This window comes from Marinomonas sp. CT5, from assembly GCF_018336975.1.
GTDB lineage: Bacteria > Pseudomonadota > Gammaproteobacteria > Pseudomonadales > Marinomonadaceae > Marinomonas.
Genome location: NZ_CP025572.1, coordinates 1,396,412 through 1,417,234, shown reverse-complemented (window position 1 = coordinate 1,417,234; position 20,823 = coordinate 1,396,412). Strand labels below are relative to the sequence as shown.

18 protein-coding genes are annotated in these 20,823 nt (G+C 39.9%); 9 read left to right on the top strand and 9 right to left on the bottom strand.

All coding sequences use genetic code 11. From position 1 onward, the window contains the following. Positions 1 to 64 precede the first annotated feature (64 nt). The 7 genes from C0J08_RS06670 to C0J08_RS06640 form a co-directional block, all read right to left on the bottom strand. On the bottom strand, positions 65 to 496 hold the full coding sequence (locus C0J08_RS06670; RefSeq protein ID WP_212655319.1) for a hypothetical protein: 432 nt from the start codon (positions 494 to 496) through the stop codon (positions 65 to 67). A 132-nt stretch (positions 497 to 628) separates the two neighbouring features. Then, positions 629 to 1,906 carry a HEPN domain-containing protein gene (locus tag C0J08_RS06665; protein ID WP_212655318.1) on the bottom strand — a complete coding sequence of 426 codons (1,278 nt, stop codon included), beginning with the start codon at positions 1,904 to 1,906 and terminating at the stop codon, positions 629 to 631. 125 nt (positions 1,907 to 2,031) lie between these two features. Beyond that, on the bottom strand, positions 2,032 to 3,846 hold the full coding sequence (locus C0J08_RS06660) for a DUF4365 domain-containing protein (RefSeq protein ID WP_212655317.1): 1,815 nt from the start codon (positions 3,844 to 3,846) through the stop codon (positions 2,032 to 2,034). A gap of 374 nt (positions 3,847 to 4,220) precedes the next feature. After that, positions 4,221 to 5,015 (bottom strand): DEAD/DEAH box helicase, encoded by a 795-nt coding sequence (locus C0J08_RS06655; RefSeq protein WP_212655316.1) that lies wholly within the window; start codon positions 5,013 to 5,015, stop codon positions 4,221 to 4,223. 55 nt (positions 5,016 to 5,070) lie between these two features. Continuing rightward, a protein-coding gene (locus C0J08_RS06650; protein WP_374058263.1) for an IS3 family transposase occupies positions 5,071 to 6,227 on the bottom strand; the annotation gives its coding sequence in 2 pieces (ribosomal slippage) (positions 5,071 to 5,979 and positions 5,982 to 6,227; 1,155 coding nt in all). Positions 6,228 to 6,284: 57 nt separating this feature from the next. Next, positions 6,285 to 6,593 (bottom strand): DEAD/DEAH box helicase family protein, encoded by a 309-nt coding sequence (locus C0J08_RS06645; protein ID WP_212655315.1) that lies wholly within the window; start codon positions 6,591 to 6,593, stop codon positions 6,285 to 6,287. After that, on the bottom strand, positions 6,593 to 7,120 hold the full coding sequence (locus tag C0J08_RS06640; protein WP_212655314.1) for a VspR family transcription factor: 528 nt from the start codon (positions 7,118 to 7,120) through the stop codon (positions 6,593 to 6,595). Before C0J08_RS06640 ends, C0J08_RS06645 begins: the two co-directional genes overlap by 1 nt. Before the next feature lie 100 nt (positions 7,121 to 7,220). On the opposite strand from C0J08_RS06640, the gene C0J08_RS06635 reads away from it, so the two are divergent. From C0J08_RS06635 to C0J08_RS06610, 6 genes are all read left to right on the top strand, one after another. Beyond that, positions 7,221 to 7,598 (top strand): helix-turn-helix domain-containing protein, encoded by a 378-nt coding sequence (locus tag C0J08_RS06635; RefSeq protein ID WP_249344539.1) that lies wholly within the window; start codon positions 7,221 to 7,223, stop codon positions 7,596 to 7,598. A 162-nt stretch (positions 7,599 to 7,760) separates the two neighbouring features. Further along, positions 7,761 to 8,999 carry an ABC-three component system protein gene (locus C0J08_RS06630; RefSeq protein ID WP_212655313.1) on the top strand — a complete coding sequence of 413 codons (1,239 nt, stop codon included), beginning with the start codon at positions 7,761 to 7,763 and terminating at the stop codon, positions 8,997 to 8,999. After that, a complete protein-coding gene (locus tag C0J08_RS06625; protein WP_100187477.1) occupies positions 8,980 to 9,645 on the top strand; it encodes an ABC-three component system middle component 1 in 666 nt (221 codons plus the stop codon). Before C0J08_RS06630 ends, C0J08_RS06625 begins: the two co-directional genes overlap by 20 nt. Further along, positions 9,620 to 11,953, top strand: a complete 2,334-nt coding sequence (locus C0J08_RS06620) for an AAA family ATPase (protein WP_212655312.1) — start codon at positions 9,620 to 9,622, stop codon at positions 11,951 to 11,953. The genes C0J08_RS06625 and C0J08_RS06620 overlap by 26 nt, the downstream gene beginning before the upstream one ends. 423 nt (positions 11,954 to 12,376) lie before the next feature. Beyond that, a complete protein-coding gene (locus tag C0J08_RS06615) occupies positions 12,377 to 13,708 on the top strand; it encodes a sensor histidine kinase (RefSeq protein WP_212655311.1) in 1,332 nt (443 codons plus the stop codon). Beyond that, positions 13,709 to 14,752, top strand: a complete 1,044-nt coding sequence (locus C0J08_RS06610) for a response regulator transcription factor (protein WP_212655310.1) — start codon at positions 13,709 to 13,711, stop codon at positions 14,750 to 14,752. A gap of 79 nt (positions 14,753 to 14,831) precedes the next feature. Here C0J08_RS06610 and cqsA read toward each other — a convergent pair whose 3' ends face one another. Continuing rightward, on the bottom strand, positions 14,832 to 16,058 hold the full coding sequence (gene cqsA / locus C0J08_RS06605) for an alpha-hydroxyketone-type quorum-sensing autoinducer synthase (RefSeq protein WP_212655309.1): 1,227 nt from the start codon (positions 16,056 to 16,058) through the stop codon (positions 14,832 to 14,834). Positions 16,059 to 16,626: 568 nt separating this feature from the next. Here cqsA and aptA point away from each other — a divergent pair. Beyond that, positions 16,627 to 17,952 (top strand): omega-aminotransferase AptA, encoded by a 1,326-nt coding sequence (aptA, locus tag C0J08_RS06600; protein WP_212655308.1) that lies wholly within the window; start codon positions 16,627 to 16,629, stop codon positions 17,950 to 17,952. Between the two features lie 177 nt (positions 17,953 to 18,129). Beyond that, complete coding sequence (locus tag C0J08_RS06595; protein WP_212655307.1) at positions 18,130 to 18,456, top strand: hypothetical protein; 327 nt, start codon at positions 18,130 to 18,132, stop codon at positions 18,454 to 18,456. 58 nt (positions 18,457 to 18,514) lie between these two features. Here C0J08_RS06595 and C0J08_RS06590 read toward each other — a convergent pair whose 3' ends face one another. Next, a complete protein-coding gene (locus C0J08_RS06590) occupies positions 18,515 to 18,784 on the bottom strand; it encodes an RNA recognition motif domain-containing protein (protein ID WP_212655306.1) in 270 nt (89 codons plus the stop codon). Positions 18,785 to 18,996: 212 nt separating this feature from the next. Between C0J08_RS06590 and C0J08_RS06585 the strand changes: the two genes are divergently transcribed. Then, positions 18,997 to 20,814, top strand: coding sequence for an amidohydrolase (locus C0J08_RS06585; RefSeq protein ID WP_212655305.1), 1,818 nt, complete (start codon positions 18,997 to 18,999; stop codon positions 20,812 to 20,814). The last annotated feature ends 9 nt before the right edge of the window (positions 20,815 to 20,823 follow it).

Here is a 20,823-nt window from a genome sequence, read left to right as displayed (position 1 = left end):
TTACACTAAATCATTTCTGTCAGATTAGGAAAAGTATGTTGAGTCCATACTCGTTTGTTATATCTTATGCTGTGTTGCAGCTTGGATAAGCTTTATTTTTTTGAAAAAAATCCCAAATGACTAAACGCTCTACAAGCTTTATATATGCTTTGCTTTCCTTATATGGCCTATCAACAGGCAAAATAGCTACGTATAATTTATTAGGAGACTCCCGACTTATTTTACCTTTAAGGTACTTATCTGAATAAGACCATCCTCCACTGTGGGCTCTCTTACGTAAAAATGCAGACTGTTTAAATTGATATAACCGCTTTGAAATTGTTTGACCTGTAGTTTCGCCTACATAAACGATATTTGATGAACTTGTGCACGGCTCAGAATAAGGCTTTCTTGTGAAGTGAGCCAGAATATAAACCCCAGGAAATCCTATTCCATCGATCTCTTTGTAGCTATCAAATGGAACCCACTCTTTAAATTTATAATCTGGAATGTTCAAGATTTCCCCCAAAATGTAACAAAAATGTGTTAATGGATGTGCTAAATCAGCATTCCATGAATAAGTACAGGTATGGAAAAATCACTTAACTTGGTGTCCAGTTTTGATAGTACAAATCAGTTTGTGAATATTCTATGTTCTGCAATATTCGCTTATCTTCTTATTAAACTCTTCAACTAGTCCTTTGGGTACTCGAAGGTTAACCGTATCAGGTTGTTCTACCTTGTATTCTCCTCGATAGTTGATAACGCATACTCTTACAATCTCAAACAATGATTCAATTGGGTCGATACCGTGTTCATCAACAAATTTTTGGTATTTGTCATGGTCTGAGAATATTGATATCTCCCCATGTACAAACTTACTCCTCAAATCGTAAATAGTTTTTATTTTTGATTCGATACCTACGATATCACATGCGTCTCTACTCACCCCACCAACTATAGATGCCTTGTTACTTTTGTTTGTACCATACAGTGCATCTAACGCAATAAATTGGTTTAGGAAACTCTCGCGTTTATCAAGGGTCCACCCATGAGCGATAAAAGATAGCGCAGATTTCATTCTCTTAGGGGGAGAAGAAAAAATCTTCTGTAGATTGCTAACAACTTCATCTCTCAGATTTATCTCATAAACAGAAGGTAGGTTCGATCTTATTGTGCTTGTGGTAATGTCCATCGAATCAAAAGAATTTATTCTACAATCAACTATTTCATTATTGATTCTCAAAGGATTATCGATAGTCGCGCATAGTGCACCAAATAACCTGTCTAACTCTTCGACTGCTTCATTTTTTGAGCGTGCATAAACCAAAACAGCAGAACTATCAGACTGTAGCTTGTATCTCCCGATAGGAATACGGCGCAAGTTTTTATCATCCTGTGCTTCTAAAGGATAGTTTATTCCAGTTCGCGCTCTCATATCGCCAAGTAGGTTTTCTATTTGACCTGAGCCATAAATACATAAGTTATTAGTGAACCTATGCACCCCGTCTGTATTAGCATACCGAATAGTGTAGACGTAAGGTTTAAGAGTTTTTTGAGAGTCGATGTGGTCTACAAACAAATCACTTAGAATATTGCGATGCTGTTGTGAGAATATGGTACTTACCGGCTCATCCAGACTAGTTAACGAAAAAAAATCCGCATCAATCGTATTAAATGCATCCGAGCAGAATTTTAGAAGTATCTTCTTTGCGCTCTGAATATTATTGACACCCAATTCATGACCTAGCTCTTTAATCAGTCTACTAGCACATCTGTTTACATCTTCATTATTATATTTGAGCCAGAAAACTATATCTCCAGCCATGGGTTTACCTACCTGAATAGATGGAACTCCATCCTTAGGACAGTAAAAGAAAGCGTTAGACAAATCGGAAGTTATGCTGCTAGCGAATAAAGTATCCAATGGTTAACCCCTATAAATTGTGACAAAAAGTCAGAAGCTGAAGTAGGAAGTAGACGCAGCTTAAATTGCCCATATAGAGGTGATCGCATCTCTATTTTGATTTCTAGATGGATTGCTTAAGTTGTTTAAAAGTCTATCTTATCAAGCCAATCGACATGCTTTGTGCGTTCTTCTTGATGCCATTTCAAATTCCAAACCCAATCATCTGCTCTTGGTGAGCAATCACAGCACTTATCACAATGGCTTTGCTTAAATCCTAACGCAAACTCTGATCCATCAGAGTTATCGAATGCCTTGATTAGCAAGTTACCAGTTCCAACAGTATGCTTATGCTTTAAGCAAGTCATGATAGACATACTTAGAGAGTGCATTCTTAACTGCTGGGCTATCATCCCTCTCGGTCGGTAATCAACAAACATATGCTCACAATGACCAATAACATTCGTAGGGTCATAGTTGGCTAAACCTATTGAGACGAACTGTCCCTCTCTCGAAGTAGGATCGTCTGGATCCATACCAAGGTTTTTAGCCATATCAGCAAAGAATTGCTTTTGCTCTTCAATGCTGGTTTCAAAAAGTGGCTCTGGTTTCTTCTGGTTAGCAATTATATGATCCAGACAGTCAAGGAACTCGTGTGAGTCAGGGAAATGTTCGAGAATCAACTTTCTCATATCAAACTGAACAATTTCTTTTAGCTCTTTTTGTATGCTAATGAATAGATACAAGTGTTCAATTTTTCCAAGATCTTTAACCATTGCCAGATAAGTTAAAGACATGTAGATCATGCTTTCAAACCACTCGTCTAGAAATGTAATCGCATCATCCGTACCCCGAGCCTTGTGAATCGACTTAAACATGCCAATAGACATTGTTAAGTCTTTCATCACATCAGCCAAAATGTTGAACTGACTTTGTCTAATCAAGCGATGGCACAAGTTAATGATTTTCTGTAAACGCACGCACGCTTCATGGTATTGAGTGTTAGCTGCTCGATTCATATACAAAAATTCAAAGCTATCTGTTTCGAAGTGATCACTTGTATGATGAAGTGCATTCAACTGTTCAATTTTAATAAAGAACACTGTACATCTGGCTTTAGCTATCGCAGTTAGACGGTAAGCTGACTCTCTTTGCTCTCTAGCGCTGCGTACAAGATAATCACATAGCTTTAGCTTCTCTAAAGCTTCATCGCTTTTAAGTTGTGTGTAGGGCTGAATATCAAAAGCAAAAAAGTAGTACAAAGCCGCAATGAATCTGTCTTTTGACGGTACGACTGGAGAGTTAATAAGATCACTCGCTTGTTTAAACACTTGGGAGTATGCCCCTCTAACCATCAACTGCTCTAACTTGATATGGTAAGCCTTGAACAAAGCATCACCAACTTGTTCGATACATGTATTTAAAGCTTCTGGTTGCAGGGTTTTACAATTGTTAACCGCAAGCTTAAGATCTCTTAAAGACAGAAAGTTCCAACATTCTTGAACAGCCACAAGCAATTTATCAAATGCTGTGGAATCGTTTCTTTCTAGCTTATTTTCAACAGGTAAATGAACAGTCAAAGTATCAGTTGATGAGTCTCTTACTTTCTCCAAGATCTCTTGATTGTCAGTCACAGAAACCCAGTAAATCTCTTCGCTAGACACTTCAACAACCACCAATATCACTGGAATATTGAACTTGAGATAATACTGAAGACGGGCGCGAGAGACCGAGAAAGACAGCTTCTGTCCGTCCTCAATAAATGAACAGTTCTCTTGACCTTTAAGCTGAATTTTAAACACGCTCTCTTGACCAAGAGCTTTACCGTTTGAATCTTTCAGCTCAATTTCACAATCAATACCATGATCATCCTGGTCTTCTTGACTGCGGATAATCCAATTAAGCGGCGCTTTGTAGTTAAATATTCGCCCTGCGGCTGCGCCAATCTCACCTGCATTCATAGTGAACCCTGATAATCTTGAAGGTTTTTACTCTAACAGGAAGCTACAATAATTCAAATTACATAGAGCAAATAATGCCGAGAGTTATGTCAGATTATTTTACCACTCGACTCATCCCTCTTTTAGTATACCAATTATATGCAATTATATTTTTTCTTATAAATTATATGTTTTCTTATAATTGGCTACTTTCCTATAGAGGTATGACATAAAACAACAAAGCTTCATCTTCTAAAAATTAATCATATAATTGATTTGTGAGGTTTTTTATTAAATCTGAGTTGTGGGGTAATGACCAAGTGAATTTTTGTCACAAGGGAGAAAGCACGATTTTTCGACCAAAAATGAGGCGGGATTTCAAGAGTGGCGAATTCCTATAAATAGTAAGAAATGATTTTCGATCTGAATGAAGACATTGTCAGTTCATTCAAGCATGTCTGTTTCAATAGATCATGATCGTTACTCAAGATAAATTCACCAAGATCAGTCTCGGGTTGCAAAACGTCGTCTCTGTATGAGTTTCGACTACCACCATTTTTTGAGTCTGGAGTGTCTATACTATTCAGCAATTCTTCTGTTTTTTGATAGTTGTAAGTGCCGGGGATTGCTTTGTTCAGCCGCTCTGCGAACTCCACCAAGTTTGGCTCTGCCAACATGTACATATTAGCGATAGGTGGCTGATCTTTGGTCATTCGTATGATGCGCCCAAGGATCTGACGGAAGTAAAGTTCAGTAGTGACATCGGTAAGACTACAGCAAACTTGCAGCCTTGGTATGTCTGTCCCTTCGCTGATCATGGCAATACTGATTATCCATTCGCTGTTGTTTTTACGGAAACGGTTAATAAGCTCTGGTGAGTCATCATGCCTACAGGATACTAAAGTAGACTCTTTATTGAAGAGGTCCAATAGAATGGATTGAATCTGTAAAGCATGTTCGTATGAAGATGCGACTATTAAGCCGCCAGCATTAGATGAGCTCTTTCTAAGAATATTCAGCCGATGAACGCTTAATGAAAGTAAGTGTTTGATGACTTCAGGATGTCTGATCACAGTTTGATAGCTTACTTCACCCTCGTTTAGCAATGACTGCAAACTAGTGTAGGTTTCAAATTTACCTAACCCTTTTACTGTTACTTTTTCAATATCAATTGCGGTGATCTGAGGCATCCGACAGACTTTGTCTTTTATTGCATCAACAAGATCATACGAGTATGAATCGCCACTAGTTCAGTAGACACTTCTCAATCATCTTTTCGAACAGTTTTTCATACTCAACAGGTGACAGCATATCATTGGCACTGTGGCGTCTGACAGGGTTATAAAACATTTCGATATAATTAAAAATGTCTTGTTTTGCTTCGCTCCTTGTCGAGTAAATCTTCCGCTTCACTCGTTCTCTCTTTAAAAGCTGGAAAAAGCTTTCAGCAACAGCATTGTCATGGCAGTTCCCTCGTCGACTCATACTGGCTTGTAAGTTGTGATCGTCCAAAAAACTGTGCCAATCATAGCTTGTGAACTGACTGCCTTGGTCTGAGTGAATCGTCACCCTATGCTTTGGCTTTCTTCTCCATACCGCCATTATCAGTGAATCAAGAACAAGTTCTTTCACCATTCTCGGGCCCATACTCCAGCCTATTATTCGACGCGAATAGAGATCGAGTACGACGGATAAATACAGCCAGCCTTCATGAGTTCGGATATACGTAATATCAGTAACCCAAGCTGTATTCGGGCTTTCTGGATTAAACTGCCTTTCAAGCACATTGCTAGCTATCGTATGTGTTTCTCCTGTACGAGCCCTAGGCTTGCGGTAACCCACTTGAGCCTTGAGTCCTGCTCTTCGCATCAGATAATGCACTCGATTAATACCACAAGATTCATTCAAGGATCTCAGGTCGTGATAGATCTTTCGATAACCGTAGACACAACCCGACTCCAGCCACAGTTGTTTGACAAGACCTGTTAGCCTCTCATTTTCCTTAGCCAGCTTTGATTTTGGCTCTTTCAGCCAAACATAATAGCCACTAGGGTGAACATCGAAGAGATTGCATAGTCGTCTTACTGAAAAATCGACACTGTGATCCCTGATAAAGGCGTATCTTAGTCTGGGTGGCTTGCGAAGTACGCCGCGGCTTTTTTTAACAGGTCGCGCTCTTCCGTTACTCGTTTGAGTTCTTTTCGAAGACGAAGAATCTCGCTCGACTCAGCAGAGGCCTCTGCAAAAGATTCTGCCTCTGGGCCATATCGTTTAATCCAAGCGTATAAACTGTGGGTGGTGGTGCCTAAGCGATTAGCGACTTCAGCAACACTAAAGCCTGCTTCTGTCACTTGCTTAACCGCTTCAATTTTGAATTGTTCTGGGTAACGTACTTTGCTCATAAATACCTCTCACTTAGATCATTTTATCTAACTAAAAGGTGTCTAGCTAACTAGTGGCTATTCAATTAGCTCAGCTGCGTTACTAAGAGAGTGATAAGTGCGAGATGCTCCGATTGCCCCAAGTCTGCCATTAAACTTTCGCTTCAATGTTTTTTCAAATGTTTCTTCGATACTCTGTGAAACGATTCGAGAAGGGGAAAAGCATACTACATAGTCGATATCTCCATTGTTGATAAGAGCTTTTGCTATATACGCAGCAAGCAGGGTTTTACCTGCACCAGGGGAAGCCAATACTAAGAATTGAGACTGTTTTCTATAAGATGTTTTAGCTTGAGAGAGGCACTGTTCTTGCCATGTCCTAAGCATTAGACATTCCCCTCAGGCTGAGTTGATTTAATAATTTTTTTGATGGCGTTTAATCGACCGTAGAACCTTGTCGCTTTCTCTCTAGACTCATCTAGCAATTTCAAAATAGCTGGTCGCTTATGTGGGAATAGTCCTAAATATTCCTGATAAGCATCAATCTCTCCCAACAGTAGTTTTAATTCAGCATTGGCTTTCTTTTCTTCATCTAGAAGATGCACCTCATTTGAGCTTTGACTTGTATCTATAGTTTCTTCGTCTGACGGCTCACGAGAGCTTCTGTTTAGCATTAAAATCAATTCAGAAGTAAGGTGGTAGGTTCGAGCGTTTCGCTCTCCACTGGCACTCAGGAGGCCTTTAGATGTCAGCCTGCTCACGTTCCTTGCTACTAGTCTAGTAGATTGGACTATGTCTAGGTCTGTTGTACTTGATGCTAATTGAATGAGTTCTTTTCGTCTGATGCTGGTTCCTTCCACGCGTTGCAAGAGTTCTTTGAACTGTTTATTCAAAGAAAATGGTTTAGATGTCATGTTTGTGTCTCAAAAACTAAATACTTAGGATTGCTAAGTATACAGAAATAAGTAAAACTTAGACAATCTAAGTACATGAGACTTTAAAGATGAAACTATTTTGTCAGATAACCCAATACCACGGCGACTTAAGCAAGCTCGCAATAAAATCGGCATATCCCAGAAAGAACTTGGGATAAAAATCGGTATGGACGAAAGCTCTGCCAGCGGCCGTATGAACCACTATGAAAAGGGACGACATGTTCCTGATGTCGAGACTTTGAGAAAAATTGCTCAAGAACTCAATGTCCCTCTGAACTACTTTTTGTGTGAGGACGACCTAAGTGCTGAACTGGCGTGCTTGATTTCCCGCTTGGATGATAATTCCAAGAAAGCATTAATCACTGAGCTGGAGAAGTTGGAAGACTTAGAGTTAGAAAAAGTCGTAGAACAGCGTAAAAACTCACATGAGATTGCTATAGATATTAAAGATTTATAGTTGCTTGATCTTTACTAGTGGTATCTTGTAGACAGTTTATTCAGTTGACAACTATTCCATTAAGGGTTTATCTAAGAACACTTCTCGTACGCAAATACCTTGAAATACTATAATATATAATTCCGCAACACTGGCTGCTCGCTAACAGTAAAAGGAGTTCATGTGAGTCAAGAAGATGATGAAAAATATCCAGCCAGCGCCGTATCCTCGTGGAGCGGCTTCGTTTATCAAGGGAAAATTGCGCTATATCACTCGCTTAAGCTTATTCACGATGGAGAATTAGATTTCGAACTTCAGCTAGACAGTAGTGACGACTTCGCTATTTATAAAAATGAAAAACTACACTCCGCCCATCAAGTCAAAGCAAAGATAAGTAAATATCGAAGTGGCTACACCGCAGCATTGGAACAATCCACTTTAATCGAACATGACAAAATAAAGGGGACGACTCGTTACTTTCACGTATCTGTCCAGCTAAACAATACTGATGATCATAAAGGCGCTAGCGGAGAAACAGTAAAATTCTACCGTTACGGAGACTACTATCATTGCGGGCTGGGTGAAATTGAAGGGCAGACCAAAGAACTCATAAAAAAAATATGCGAGAAACAGTTCATCACTGCCAGTGATAACCTTATCAATTTTAACTACTGTTTACTGTCAGAAAAAATAAGCACCACGGCAGTACATAACCACAAGTTAAATCAAGTTGATGGGCTCTCAGAAAATAAAGCCGCATACGAGGGCCGTATTAAGGCCAGAGATATTTTAAATGACCTGCTGACCGAAAATCCTTATCAGAATAGGGACTACTATGCAGTTGAATTAAAGGCCAGGCTCCAAACTCACCTAGAAGAAAGACTGGATCAGGCGCTACCAACAATGAGTGACGCCACTTATGAAAGAGCCAGGGGTCTGTGTGAGCACATTCGCGAAACGCACATCAACGAATTAAAGACCTTATGCCAGATGATGAAGCCATCCGAGCGGTTTCAAGACGTTCAGACTAACGATATCAGGCGATACACTAAGCTTATCCAGGCTATTTCAGCAGAGCCCATATTCAACCATAACTATCTCCCACACTATCTTGACGGAGAAAATCGATTCTACGTGCCTACCGCTCTTGACGTAGATGAAAGCGAAGAGTGTGAGTCTGATATGATCCGTGAAATGAAAAACAACGGGGATCTGCTGAGACTACTTTTTGAGTACAACCATCTAATTGCTAGTAAAGCAGAAGACTCATTCACCTTTAATACAAAATTCACAAACTCAGATGATTTCAATAACAAACCTGCCACTGAGAAGCTTGAAAGCAACATCACCAAGTCGCTATGCATTAGCGTAATGACAAAAGACGACGCTGAGGGACGACTGAATGATAAAACAGCTTATTGATGAAGCACTTGTTAGCCATGGCTTTGTAAGTAAATGTGAAATGGACACCACAAGCTTTTATGTTCGTGAATCTGGATCAGCTATCAGATTCGCAGTCGTACATAATCTTGACGACCTCCCTGACCCAGCCGAGCTGAATAACCGAATCAATCAACTTGCTCCTGAGGACTTTCTCAGGAACCCAAGCTTCAAGAAGAATTGCGATCTGATTTGCATTCATCGCCTTGACGTTCTGGCCGAGTTCAAGGATCACGAAGAAGAAATCTTCGCAATTGAGGAAGACCCGCATTTTTATAAAAAATATGTCCTCTACTACAGCATTGCGGAAGAAAGCGCTCTCTCCAATTTCACCTATGAAAAACTTGAGACTGTTATTGCTGACAAAAAGGAATTTCTTAATTACAAAGAAAACCCCCTTGTCGCCACACAATACAGCTTCGCTGCGAAGACCTTTATCAAACTTCCTTTCCTAGTGCTACCTAGCCATCAAGGAAATCTTGTGTCATTGAGGTTACAAGCAACTGAGGCCGTTGCTGAAGCCGACTTGAACGATACGTATTCGACTATCCAGAAAGTCACAAACAAAAACGCCGACGCAATTATCAAGGAAATGATTAACCATGAAATGGAAAATATCCAAGATTGAAGTCTCTAGCTTCAAAGCATTCAAGCATATCTACTTAGATCTTGGCGAATCGTCCTTGCTAACTCTGGATGGACCTAACGGCTATGGTAAAACAAGTATCTTCGACGCAATTGAACTACTGCTGACCGGCCAGATCAATCGAATACAAAACCTATTCGATACATTATTAACCAGTAACAAGAGAAATTACGCGGACAATCTATTCTGGAACAGTCGCTCCGGCGATAACGACCTATGCATTAAAATTGAATTCATTAACGATGATCGCAAACTTGCTTTGGCCAGACATTGCCCAGCCGCGATATTCAAAAAACCAGTAAACAATCGTGCGGACAAGTACGAAAACTTCAAACTTTACGAGTTACCAGAGTTCGAGTCGTCCGACTTCACGGAGATCAATCAGCGCGACAACAACTTCCTTGATGAAATTTTCGGAAAAAATTTCAGGGAGAACTTTTCCTTCCTTAACTATCTGGAGCAAGGGCAAAACAGGCTGTTACACACTCGGGTAGACGAACGTAAGGATAAACTAGGAAACCTCTTCAACATCAGCGATATCGAAACTGAGATCGAAAGCTGTAACACCATATACAATAAACTCACAAGGTACATCAACAATCCTGAATACGCGGCAAAAGCTTTATCACTTAAAGAAGAGATAGCCACACTAAAAGATACATTGCAGGCAGAGACTGGGATAATTGAGTACAAAAAACTCTCAACGACTGATGCCCAACCAATATGGGACAAGGAGATTCTATTCTCAACATACTCAGCATCAGATCATGCTGCCTACCTGGAATCAGTTCGCAAAATTATTGCCCTTTTACCGCTCAAAGCCACGATAAAAACCAGGGTTCACAACGAGGCAATTGATGCCGACATCGAACGTAACGAAGAATCTCTGAGAAGCTTAGCTCAGTTCGGTAAAGACCTTGAGAAGCTTGATGGGCTTGAAGTCATTAAGAAGGGGATCAATGAACTGAATCGTTCAGCGGCCACCATCAAGCGCGGAGCCTCGATGATCAAGGTCGAAGAAGCCCAATCACTACCAAACTGGGCGGATGGGCGCCTTGAGTGGTTTGAGTTACAAATTGAATCCCGAAACAGCCTAAGCGAAAAAAGCAGCGCCAATGCGAACGTTATAGCCGAGTTGGAACACCTGAAAAGGCAGCTGATTGATGAACACAAGAAGTCCTATCCAGATGATCAGTTGTGCCCTCTCTGTGGCACTGACTGGGAAGATCACAAATCGATGGTGGATGCCATTGAAGAAAGAACCAAGCAGATCTCTGAATCACTAAGCAAGGATGGTAAGGACCTAGTTAACCTAATCGCTGCTATGGACGCTGAGCTGAAGCTCATCGACATCCCTATCCAAGACAGATTGAAGGCTCTCAAGCCTACATTTAAACCAAATCTTCATGCAGAGCTGACCAAAATTAAGCTTCGGCTCCCAGCAATAACCCAGCTAATGGAGAAGTTGAAAAACGACAATATTCAATTTACTGACTCATTTACGGAAAGTGATGATGTAGTAAATGAGCGACTTGAAAAGCTCAAAGCGATTCTAAGGAATAAAAAACAGGTTGAAGCTGATGCTTTAGCACTGCCGGAGGACTGGCGAGAAACAACAAACAGCGCCTTCAAAGACCTGCAGGATTTCTACATAATAACGGCTGAAGATCTAAAGAACAAAGAGCAGTACATATCGATTAAAGCAAACGAGGCTCAAAACTCTCGGCTCCAAACCTGTATTTCCGATCTTAAGCTTATCGAAAAAGAAATCCTGGCGGCTCAAAAAGCACAAGGTAAAATTGAAAAGCTCCGCAGCACACTGAAGAAAACAGAGCAGAATTATACCGATCAGACAATTTCGGCTATCGAATTCATATTCCACATCTACAGTGGCAGGCTGATCCAAAACTACCAGCGCGGCCTCGGTCTGTTTATCGAGAGCCGAGAGGGTACACAGTTGAGATTTCTGACTGCCGAAAAATCTGAACACGACGCAGTCATGTCTATGAGTTCTGGCCAGGTGTCCGCTCTTAGTCTTGCCTTCTTTCTTTCACTTAATAAGGTCTACGCTAAGGTACCTCTCATCCTGATTGATGACCCGTCACAATCTCTGGATGAAATCAACATTGCTTCCTTGACAGACCTACTCCGTTGCGAACTCAAGCATTGCCAGTTGATTGTCTCTTCTCACGAGGATGATATCTCTGCTTATATGCGCTACAGGTTCGACAGAGCAGGCCTTAAAACAAGTTCACTCAACATGCAAACCTTAGCAAAACATGCTATGTAAAAGCGGCCTGTGGACTCATAGTAGAACTGCTTATTTAAGCATGTGAATCAGTTTTAACTTCCTGACATTTTGTAAAGAATAATGGGGTTGATTTTATAAAGATTTCAGCCGATAAAGGACTTAACTTACAAATCTTGAAATTTTCGTAAAGAATATTTAAGGATTAAAGGCATAACAATCCATTGTATAAAAGGGATCCCACTCACTCACCCACTAATTAAAATGGATTTTAGTAGGTATAAAGTTATTACAAAGACAAGACATCCAGTTAACTATCTCTAAATTCTTAAATAAACTAAGCCTTATCAATCGGTTTTCAAGCTTAAGAAGACAATAAAATAATTACACTAACTCGATACTAAAGAAGTGCAAAGCATGTATTATGCCTCTATGTAAATTTAATTGCTTTCAAGGAGGAAAAGAGTGCGATACATTAAGATGCAATTCCATGCCATCTATAGCTTTATCAGGCGATCATTTTCAGAAAGTGCTGAATATTCTTTTCCCTATGCTTTTTATATCGGCCTCGTTGGCGCAATTGGTTTCCCTTTGTACTATTACCTATGGACTTATGTTTTTCCACAACCCTATGAGAACTTCTCTCTACGACTTTTAGGTAGTCTTCTTTTTTTAGGAATTGCTTTTATTCCTGTTTGGCCTGCGGCACTACGCCCTTATAGTCACCTTTACTGGTTCATTACTATGACCTATTCACTTCCTTTTTTCTTCATCTATATGTTATTGATGAATAAAGGAAATATTGTTTGGGCAATGTCAACGATGGCGGGTTTAAGTTTACTAATATTGATTACTTATAATTGGATATTAACAATAACTATGTTTTTTATAGGGTCATTATTTGCCTTATTAGTTTATACATTAACAATAAATAAAATAGAGTTAAGTAACTACCTCATACAATTACCTATCTACCTGTTTCTAGTGAGTGCTGGAAGCATTTTTAACTATAAATCGATTCGACTTAAACAAGAAAAGCTCAAGGTATTAGCTTCGGTAGGAGCAGAAATTTGCCATGAGCTAAGAACCCCTTTAATGACTATACAAAACAATGTTTATGGATTAAATACAAACTTACCTAAACTAATACATGCCTATGAATTGGCTAAGTCACACAATTTGGTAACGGATCAAATCAGACCAGATATTTTTAAAGTTCTAGCACACTCGGTAGAACAAATTGAAAAAGAAACCATACACTCTAACACTGTGATCGATATATTTTTGATGAACTTATCAAAATCCAAAGTTGATACAGAGCAATTCAAGCGAATCTGGATGGCAGATGTAATCAAAGAAGCGATTCATCGATATCCATACGACTCAGACCGAGAGCGAAGAACTATCAAAATGAACCTAACCAAGGACTTTGAGTTTTTCGGATCAGATATACTGATGATGCATGTTGTTTTCAATTTAATAAAAAATGCCTTAGCATTTACGAAAGATGCCAAGGGAGCTACTATTGAAATTACTCTAAGTAAGGACGCCAAAGCAAACCACGTATTCTTCAAAGATAATGGTAAAGGAATCCCCTTACAGGATAGATTTTTGATTTTTGAAAATTTTTATTCTTCCAGTAACCAGAGCAGAGGTTCAGGTACTGGAATTGGTTTAGCTTTTTGCAAAAGAGTATTAATAAGTTTTAATGCCCAAATTAAGTGTTACTCTGAGCTTGGAAAATACACAGAATTTGTGTTGAGCTTTCCTAAGCAACTCAAAAAAGATGGAATTTAAATGATGCTTAACTCTGATAAAAAAATGATTGATGCCTATTACCATCCAACTACAGTGGTTTTTCTAGACGATCACCAAGCTTTTTTGAATAGTATCCCTTTAGCACTTGAAGCCAATGTGGCTTACAAACCTTTTATTGATCCTAAAGCTGCTATCAACTACATAAATGGTAGGACTCAATATCAACCTTTGGTTGAAAAAGATGACTCTTGGGCTGATAACCATGTTTCTTACCACTATAAACTCAATGTAGAATCTATTCTAAACAAAACCCATGATGGCAAACGTTTTTCCGAGCCTTCCATTCTTGTGACTGACTATGCAATGCCTAGTCATGACTACAACGGTTTAGACGTGTGTAAAGCTATTGATAACCCTTATGTAAAAAAAATCCTTCTCACTGGCGTAGCGGATGAACAGATAGCTATTGAAGCCTTAAATAATAAGGTAATAGATTATTATTTGAAAAAAAGTACTCAAAATGTTTTTACACAAGTAAATCAATTAATCCATCGTTATCAGCAAGAGTATTTTCATGATATGACTCGAGTCATCAGAGAAAGCCTAAAAGTGAGCTGTCCTTTGATTGATGATCCCGAAATAGTGGCATATTTTTTTGCCATTATTGAGCAAGAAAATATCGTAGAATATCATCTAAACATAGAATCAAAAGCGGCATCATTAGATTTTTTAATGGTAGACGAGCAAGGTAAATCCCATAGGCTACTGATACTAAATCAAGATGATTTAAGAGCACATAGGGACGTTGCAACGGATGTTAATGCACCAGAAGCATTACTGGACGCTTTACAAAATCAAACTAAAGTACCTCTCTTCTCAAGCGCAGATGGTTTTTATCATCCAGATATGCAAACAAACTGGGAAAAATACTTACACTCAAGCATCAGAATTGATGGTCGAGAATCCTATATTGCTTCTTTTATCAGTGAAGTAGATATAAACCCTACCTTAACAAACACTACTCGAATTTTTTCTTTCCTACAGTATTTACAGAATGATACTTCAGCTGGCTCTTTAACCTAAAAAAGTTCTTCAGGGCCTGTAATACAAAGCCCTGAAGATAAAAGTTAAATTAAGACCAAACCTTTATCTTTGCCCACTATCAATCGATAGAAAGCGAGAGAGGTATAGCAGATTGTTTTCTAGTTGAACGCCACTGACTTAACCCTACTGCTTCTCGAATACTTTTACATGCATCCACAATAAGGTTTAACTCACTATCAGTTAAACTGGAATTAACAGAAAAACGCACTAATGCACGCTTCTTAGCCGTTGCAGGGGCACAAAATACCGAACCAAATACCCCTTTTGATTCTAGTGCATCTTTTAATACCATAGTCTGTCGCTCCGTTCCTGATTCAAGCGCTATAATTTGCGATTGTGAATCATCCGTTTTGTAACCTAAATCACTCAGAGCTTGCCTCAAAAAATTGGCATTATAATGAAGTCGCTCACGTCTATCGTCCGCATCAATAATTAAATCCAGCGTTTTATTCAAACCTGCAATTTCATAAGGCAACAAAGCAGAGCTAAAAATAGATGGTTTAGCTGTGAATTTAAAGTATTCAGAAAACCCCTCAGGACAAGTGATAATACCAGCACGCCCAGCAAAGGCCTTAGCCAAGCTTGCTGTTCTAAACATCACCTTATCTTGTAAACCATAATCTACCACCATTCCTCGTCCATTCGGGCCATGTGTTCCCAATGAGTGAGATTCATCCACTAGCAATATGCAGTCTTTTTTATAGGCTTTCTCCACTAACTCTTTTAAAGGACATACGCTGCCATTGGTACTGTATACAGAATCCACCATCACCAAACCGGGCCCATGACGGTCAATCAAGGATATGAGGTGATCAACATTATTGTGTCGAAATTGATGGACGGAGGCTTTACTAAAATGAGAGCCATCCCAAAGAGACATATGCGCCATCATATCAATGTAAATAGGAGCATCAGTCCCTTCAACAATAGCCTGTATCAAACCGACATTGGCGTTATACCCAGATTGACAAAGAACGGATTCTTCTGCCTCCATGTAATCTGCCATACGACTTTCAAAATTGAGCTGCGGATTATCGCCATGCATAAAAATAGAAGACATAAGCACAAGGTTTTCTAAACTATTCAATACATCGTGCTGCGCTGCAACTATTTCTGGGTTATTAGCTAAAGCTAAATAATCATTACTAATCATCTTAATCGATGATTTTTCTGGATTAAGACCATGCATAATATGACGCCCTCCCCATTCTTGAGAATAACGCTTTACGTGCTTATTAACTTTTTCTGCTAGATAACTTGGGTATTTATTGGTATTGATCGTCATTAATCTTCTCCAAATACTAAATGGAACTTTTAATTTGAAAGCCCCAAAAAAGAAGAAAAAGGCACTTAACGAATTGAAAAACCAGATATCAAAACCCTGTCCACGAGCCTTATATAGAAAGAGGAAAGAAGCGGCTAAAAAGCATTATTGCTACTTCATAAAGTAAAAAATGAATTTAGGCTTCATCCTGATCCTTATTAGCGACAAGCTACAATAAAATTTATCAAAACTGATCTATAGCATCCGCAAGCAGCTTTTCAGTTTTTTGAGGAGTGTTGTGGCCTCTTACAAAGAAAGACCACAACTTATTGTAATGAGGAATTGATAGGGTTATTTACAAGAAGAGCCAAAAAACAAAAAATCAATATTAAATACACACGATAATATTTAATAAATAGTAAAAATGGCACACAGCAAATTTTCACGAAAAATCTAAACACATATGCTAGATCCAGAAAAATAAGTTAACTAAAAGATTAAGTAAGATTAAATAACATCACATTTACTAAACATTATTTACTCGGCACTCTTACTCTATTAAGACTTAACTTTATAGAGGGAAAATGCCATGAGTCACCGTTTAACCCAAGCCCAACTTGATGCACATTGGATGGCCTACACGGGCAATCGCCAATTCAAAAAAGATCCTCGCATTATCACCTCTGCAGCAGGAAATTATTACACCGACAGCGATGGCAGAAAGGTTTTTGACGGACTTTCTGGGTTATGGACTTGCGGCTTAGGTCATAGCGTTCCCGCTATTAACGAAGCCGTGGCACAGCAAGTCAAAACCCTCGATTACTCCCCTGCTTTTCAATTCGGTCATGAAAAATCCTTCTTGTTAGCAGAGCAAATTACAGAGTTTATGCCAGCTGGGTTAAACCGTATTTTCTTTACAGGCTCCGGCTCAGAATCGGTTGATACGGCATTAAAAGTCGCTCGCGCTTATTGGCGTAAAAAAGGCATGGGCACAAAAACCAAGTTTATTGGCCGTGCTAAAGGCTATCATGGTGCTGGGATTTCCGGTTTCAGCGTTGGCGGCATTCCAGCAAACCGCACGCTTTATGGACAAGGTTTAGAGTCTTATCACCTTCCTCACACCCAAGTTCCGGGCAGTGAATTTTCCAAAGGTATGGCTGAGCAAGGCAAAGAACGCGCAGATGATCTGCTTAACCTAATCATGATGCACGATGCTTCGAACATTGCTGCCGTTATTGTCGAGCCGATGTCTGGCTCGGCTGGTGTGATCGTGCCACCAAAAGGTTACTTACAACGTTTACGGGAGATTTGTGATCAGCATAATATCTTGCTGATCTTTGATGAAGTCATTACCGCGTTTGGTCGCATGGGGGCTAAAACAGGCTCAGAGGCCTTTGGGGTCACGCCAGACGTGATTACCATGGCAAAACAAGTCACTAATGGTGTCATCCCAATGGGCGCTGTGGCTTTTAAACAAGAGATTTACGACACCTTCATGGATAATGGTGGCCCAGACTACATGCTGGAAATACCGCATGGCTATACTTACTCAGCACACCCTATTGCCTGTGCCGCCGGATTGGCTTCTCTTGAGGAGATTAAGAAGCAAGGTTTAATCGAGCGCGTTAACAGCATGAGTTCAGTATGGGAAAACAGCGTGCATCAACTTAAAGACGCCAGTTCGATGATTACCGATATTCGAAATTATGGTTTTGCGGCTGGGATTAGCATTGCTCCAGTAGACGGCGAACCAGCAAAACGCCCATTCCAAATTGCTATGGCCATGTGGGAAAAAGGCTATTATGTTCGTTATGGCGCTGACACTATCCAATTGGCGCCACCTTTTACAACAGAAGCGCCTGAGATCGACAGCTTAATCAATGCGCTAGGAGATACAATCAAACAACAAGCTTAAATTATTCATTTCCTTTATACTGTCAATTCAAATCGAGATGCTGCACATTAAAAATCAACGGCATCTCGACTTGTATTCACCCTTTCAAGCTATCACTCTTCTATTCTATTGCACTATAATGACCGCCTAATAAAGTCATCATGACTCAATTATTTCATCATCTATAGGATAAACATTGTGTCTATTTCAAGTTCACCTTATGTCCGCTGTTTTTGGACAGGCTCCTTGTATCTTACTAATGGCGTGACCATGCCAATACATTGCACTCATATTTCAACCGACATGATAGAAATAGAAGCACCGGATGGTTTGCAAGGATCAAAAATAGTGAAGCTGGAATTAAAAGCCATACATGAGGGAAAAACCGCTACCCTTAAAATACTATGTGACCCCAAATTAGACGTCTTTAACGAACATAATAAACACTATATAAGGCTTAGTTATCACACTATTTCAAGTAAAGACCGAGCATTTATAAAAGCGTTTGCTGACGCACATTCCTAGCTCGTCACAAAACAGGCTAGAAATATAGCTGCTAATTCAACACCTAGATCAATTCCATTTATTCCGAATCACTTGCCGCTTTTTTGGCTGTGTCTTCCGCTTTTTTCACTCGCACTTTAGAGCCATCAAGATCCAAACCATTTAGAGCTTTGATGGCTAATTTAGCCTCTCCCACCTTTGGCATCTCAACAAAAGCAAAGCCCTTCGATTCTCCTGTTTCCTTGTCCAATACAAGAGTACAAGACTGCAAAGTACCATGAACGGCAAACAAGTTTCTTAATTCATCTTCCGTGGTATTACGAGCAAGATTTCTTACTAAAATTTTCATTATTATCTCTGTAATTAATTTAAAGACCCAGCTAGGACATGAGGCCTGCTTTCCATTTGCACCATTCTAGTTGCTTAAACCAAACTTGTCTCAAATAGTTTATGCCACTCCCTTAATAATAAGCTTTTGAATACCCTATTAGAGGTATTTATCTTTGTTTTTTAAACTCCTTACACTGGAAGACTTAATAATTAAACAAAAGGAACATAATAATGACATTTGCTCTAAAGCGATTAGCAACGTCACTTGCACTAACAAGCGGCATACTGCTTACAGCAGGTTGCAGCTCTATTGGCACAAGCACATCCACAGGCGCAGATACCGTCTTTATGGGCGGCCCCATTTACACATTAGATAAAACAAACCGCGTTGTTGAAGCCCTAGCCATTAAAAATGGAGCCATTATTGGCGTAGGTTCTAAACAAGAGGTAAACAAATTAATCGACTCAAACACAAGTATTGTTGATTTGGATGGAAAGACATTAATGCCCGGCTTAGTGGATGCACATATGCACCCAATGGCTGGCGGTGAACAGTTAAACACCTGCTCTCTTAATTACGCACCACTTTCTGTCGATCAAGTGTTAGCCAAAATCACGACTTGTGTAGAAGAAAGCAGTGAAAAAGATCCATCGCGCTGGTTAAAAGTGGGTGGCTGGTACCGTCAAGCTATGACACCTGAGGGAGCAGATTTAACCGCAAAAATCCTAGACAGAATTCCTACTGATCGCCCTATCTACGTGTTTGGTAGCGACTTCCATTCTCTAGTCACCAATACTGCTGCGCTAAAAGCAGCTGGCATTAATAAATCCACACCTTCACCAGAAGGTGGAAGCATTGAAAAAGATGCGAAAGGCAATCCAACAGGTATATTTTTAGACAGTGCCATGTGGGCACTAGCATCACATGTGCCACCATTACCAGAAGAGGAAGAAAAACAAAAAAACCTTAACGATATGCACATGGCTGTCAAAGCGATTTCAGCACAAGGCGTCACCACTATTTTAGATGCGGCCGCCAGTGAATCGTCTATTTCTGCATTTAGTCAATTAGCAGAGCAAGGCCAATTAAATGTACGAGCTAATTTAGCGCCTAATTTTGGACCAGAACGCTTAGAAGAGCCTGAAGGCATCGTCGCTGAAGTAAAAGGCTTTGCAGATACATTTAATTTGCAAAACACGGCAACTCAACCAGGCATTCAAGTCAATACGGTAAAAGTATTTATGGACGGCGTTATTCAGGCACCAGCCCAAACGGGTGCAATGATGGCCCCTTACCTTCATAACACAGGAAGCAGCAGTAACCCTGCTTGGAGTGACAGCGATAATGATGGTGAGCTTTATGTCAGTGAGGAAACCCTCTCTAACGCTATGATCGCTTTCTCTGATGCAGGCTTTAATGTTCATATGCACACCGATGGTGACCGAGCGGTGCACACAGCCCTAAACTCGCTAGAAACTTTAAAGGCAAATCGACCTGACTCGACCCTACGCCCAGCCCTAGCCCATTGTGAAGTGATGGTGCCTGAAGATTATGCGCGCATTACTAAATTAAACGCTTTGCCTGTTATCTCGTTCCAATGGGGTAAACCTGCACAAGACACCATTGATACAGTAAAAAATTATATGGGCGAAGAGCGCTTTAATTATGTGGAAACCGCGGGTAAGTTTAAACAAGCCAACGCAACAATCGTCTACGGCAGCGACTGGCCTGTTGACGCTTTGAACGAATGGTTTGCCATGGAAGTTGCGTTAACTCGTATGAATGAAAATGCCACGGAGCCAAAATACCAAGGTCGCCTTGGGGATGACCCAGGCCTAGATATTCAGACCGTACTTCGTGCCTTCACCATAAATGCGGCTTATTCACTAAACATGGAAGATAAAGTGGGTTCATTGGAGGTTGGCAAATACGCTGACATGATCATCATTGACAGAGACCTTTTGAATATTCCATCTGATCAAGTCAGTGAGACCCAAGTACTAAAAACCTACCTTGGTGGTAGAGAAGTTTACACAGCACCAATGTAACTTCTACAG

Bases quoted from the DNA above. Each gene is read 5' to 3' on its own strand.
- C0J08_RS06660 (WP_212655317.1), bottom strand. From the start codon at position 3,846: ATGAATGCAGGTGAGATTGGCGCAGCCGCAGGGCGAATATTTAACTAC.
- C0J08_RS06655 (WP_212655316.1), bottom strand. From the start codon at position 5,015: ATGCCTCAGATCACCGCAATTGATATTGAAAAAGTAACAGTAAAAGGG.
- C0J08_RS06645 (WP_212655315.1), bottom strand. From the start codon at position 6,593: ATGCTTAGGACATGGCAAGAACAGTGCCTCTCTCAAGCTAAAACATCT.
- C0J08_RS06640 (WP_212655314.1), bottom strand. From the start codon at position 7,120: ATGACATCTAAACCATTTTCTTTGAATAAACAGTTCAAAGAACTCTTG.
- C0J08_RS06625 (WP_100187477.1), top strand. From the start codon at position 8,980: ATGATAAAACAGCTTATTGATGAAGCACTTGTTAGCCATGGCTTTGTA.
- C0J08_RS06620 (WP_212655312.1), top strand. From the start codon at position 9,620: ATGAAATGGAAAATATCCAAGATTGAAGTCTCTAGCTTCAAAGCATTC.
- C0J08_RS06610 (WP_212655310.1), top strand. From the start codon at position 13,709: ATGATGCTTAACTCTGATAAAAAAATGATTGATGCCTATTACCATCCA.
- cqsA (WP_212655309.1), bottom strand. From the start codon at position 16,058: ATGACGATCAATACCAATAAATACCCAAGTTATCTAGCAGAAAAAGTT.
- aptA (WP_212655308.1), top strand. From the start codon at position 16,627: ATGAGTCACCGTTTAACCCAAGCCCAACTTGATGCACATTGGATGGCC.
- C0J08_RS06590 (WP_212655306.1), bottom strand. From the start codon at position 18,784: ATGAAAATTTTAGTAAGAAATCTTGCTCGTAATACCACGGAAGATGAA.
- C0J08_RS06585 (WP_212655305.1), top strand. From the start codon at position 18,997: ATGACATTTGCTCTAAAGCGATTAGCAACGTCACTTGCACTAACAAGC.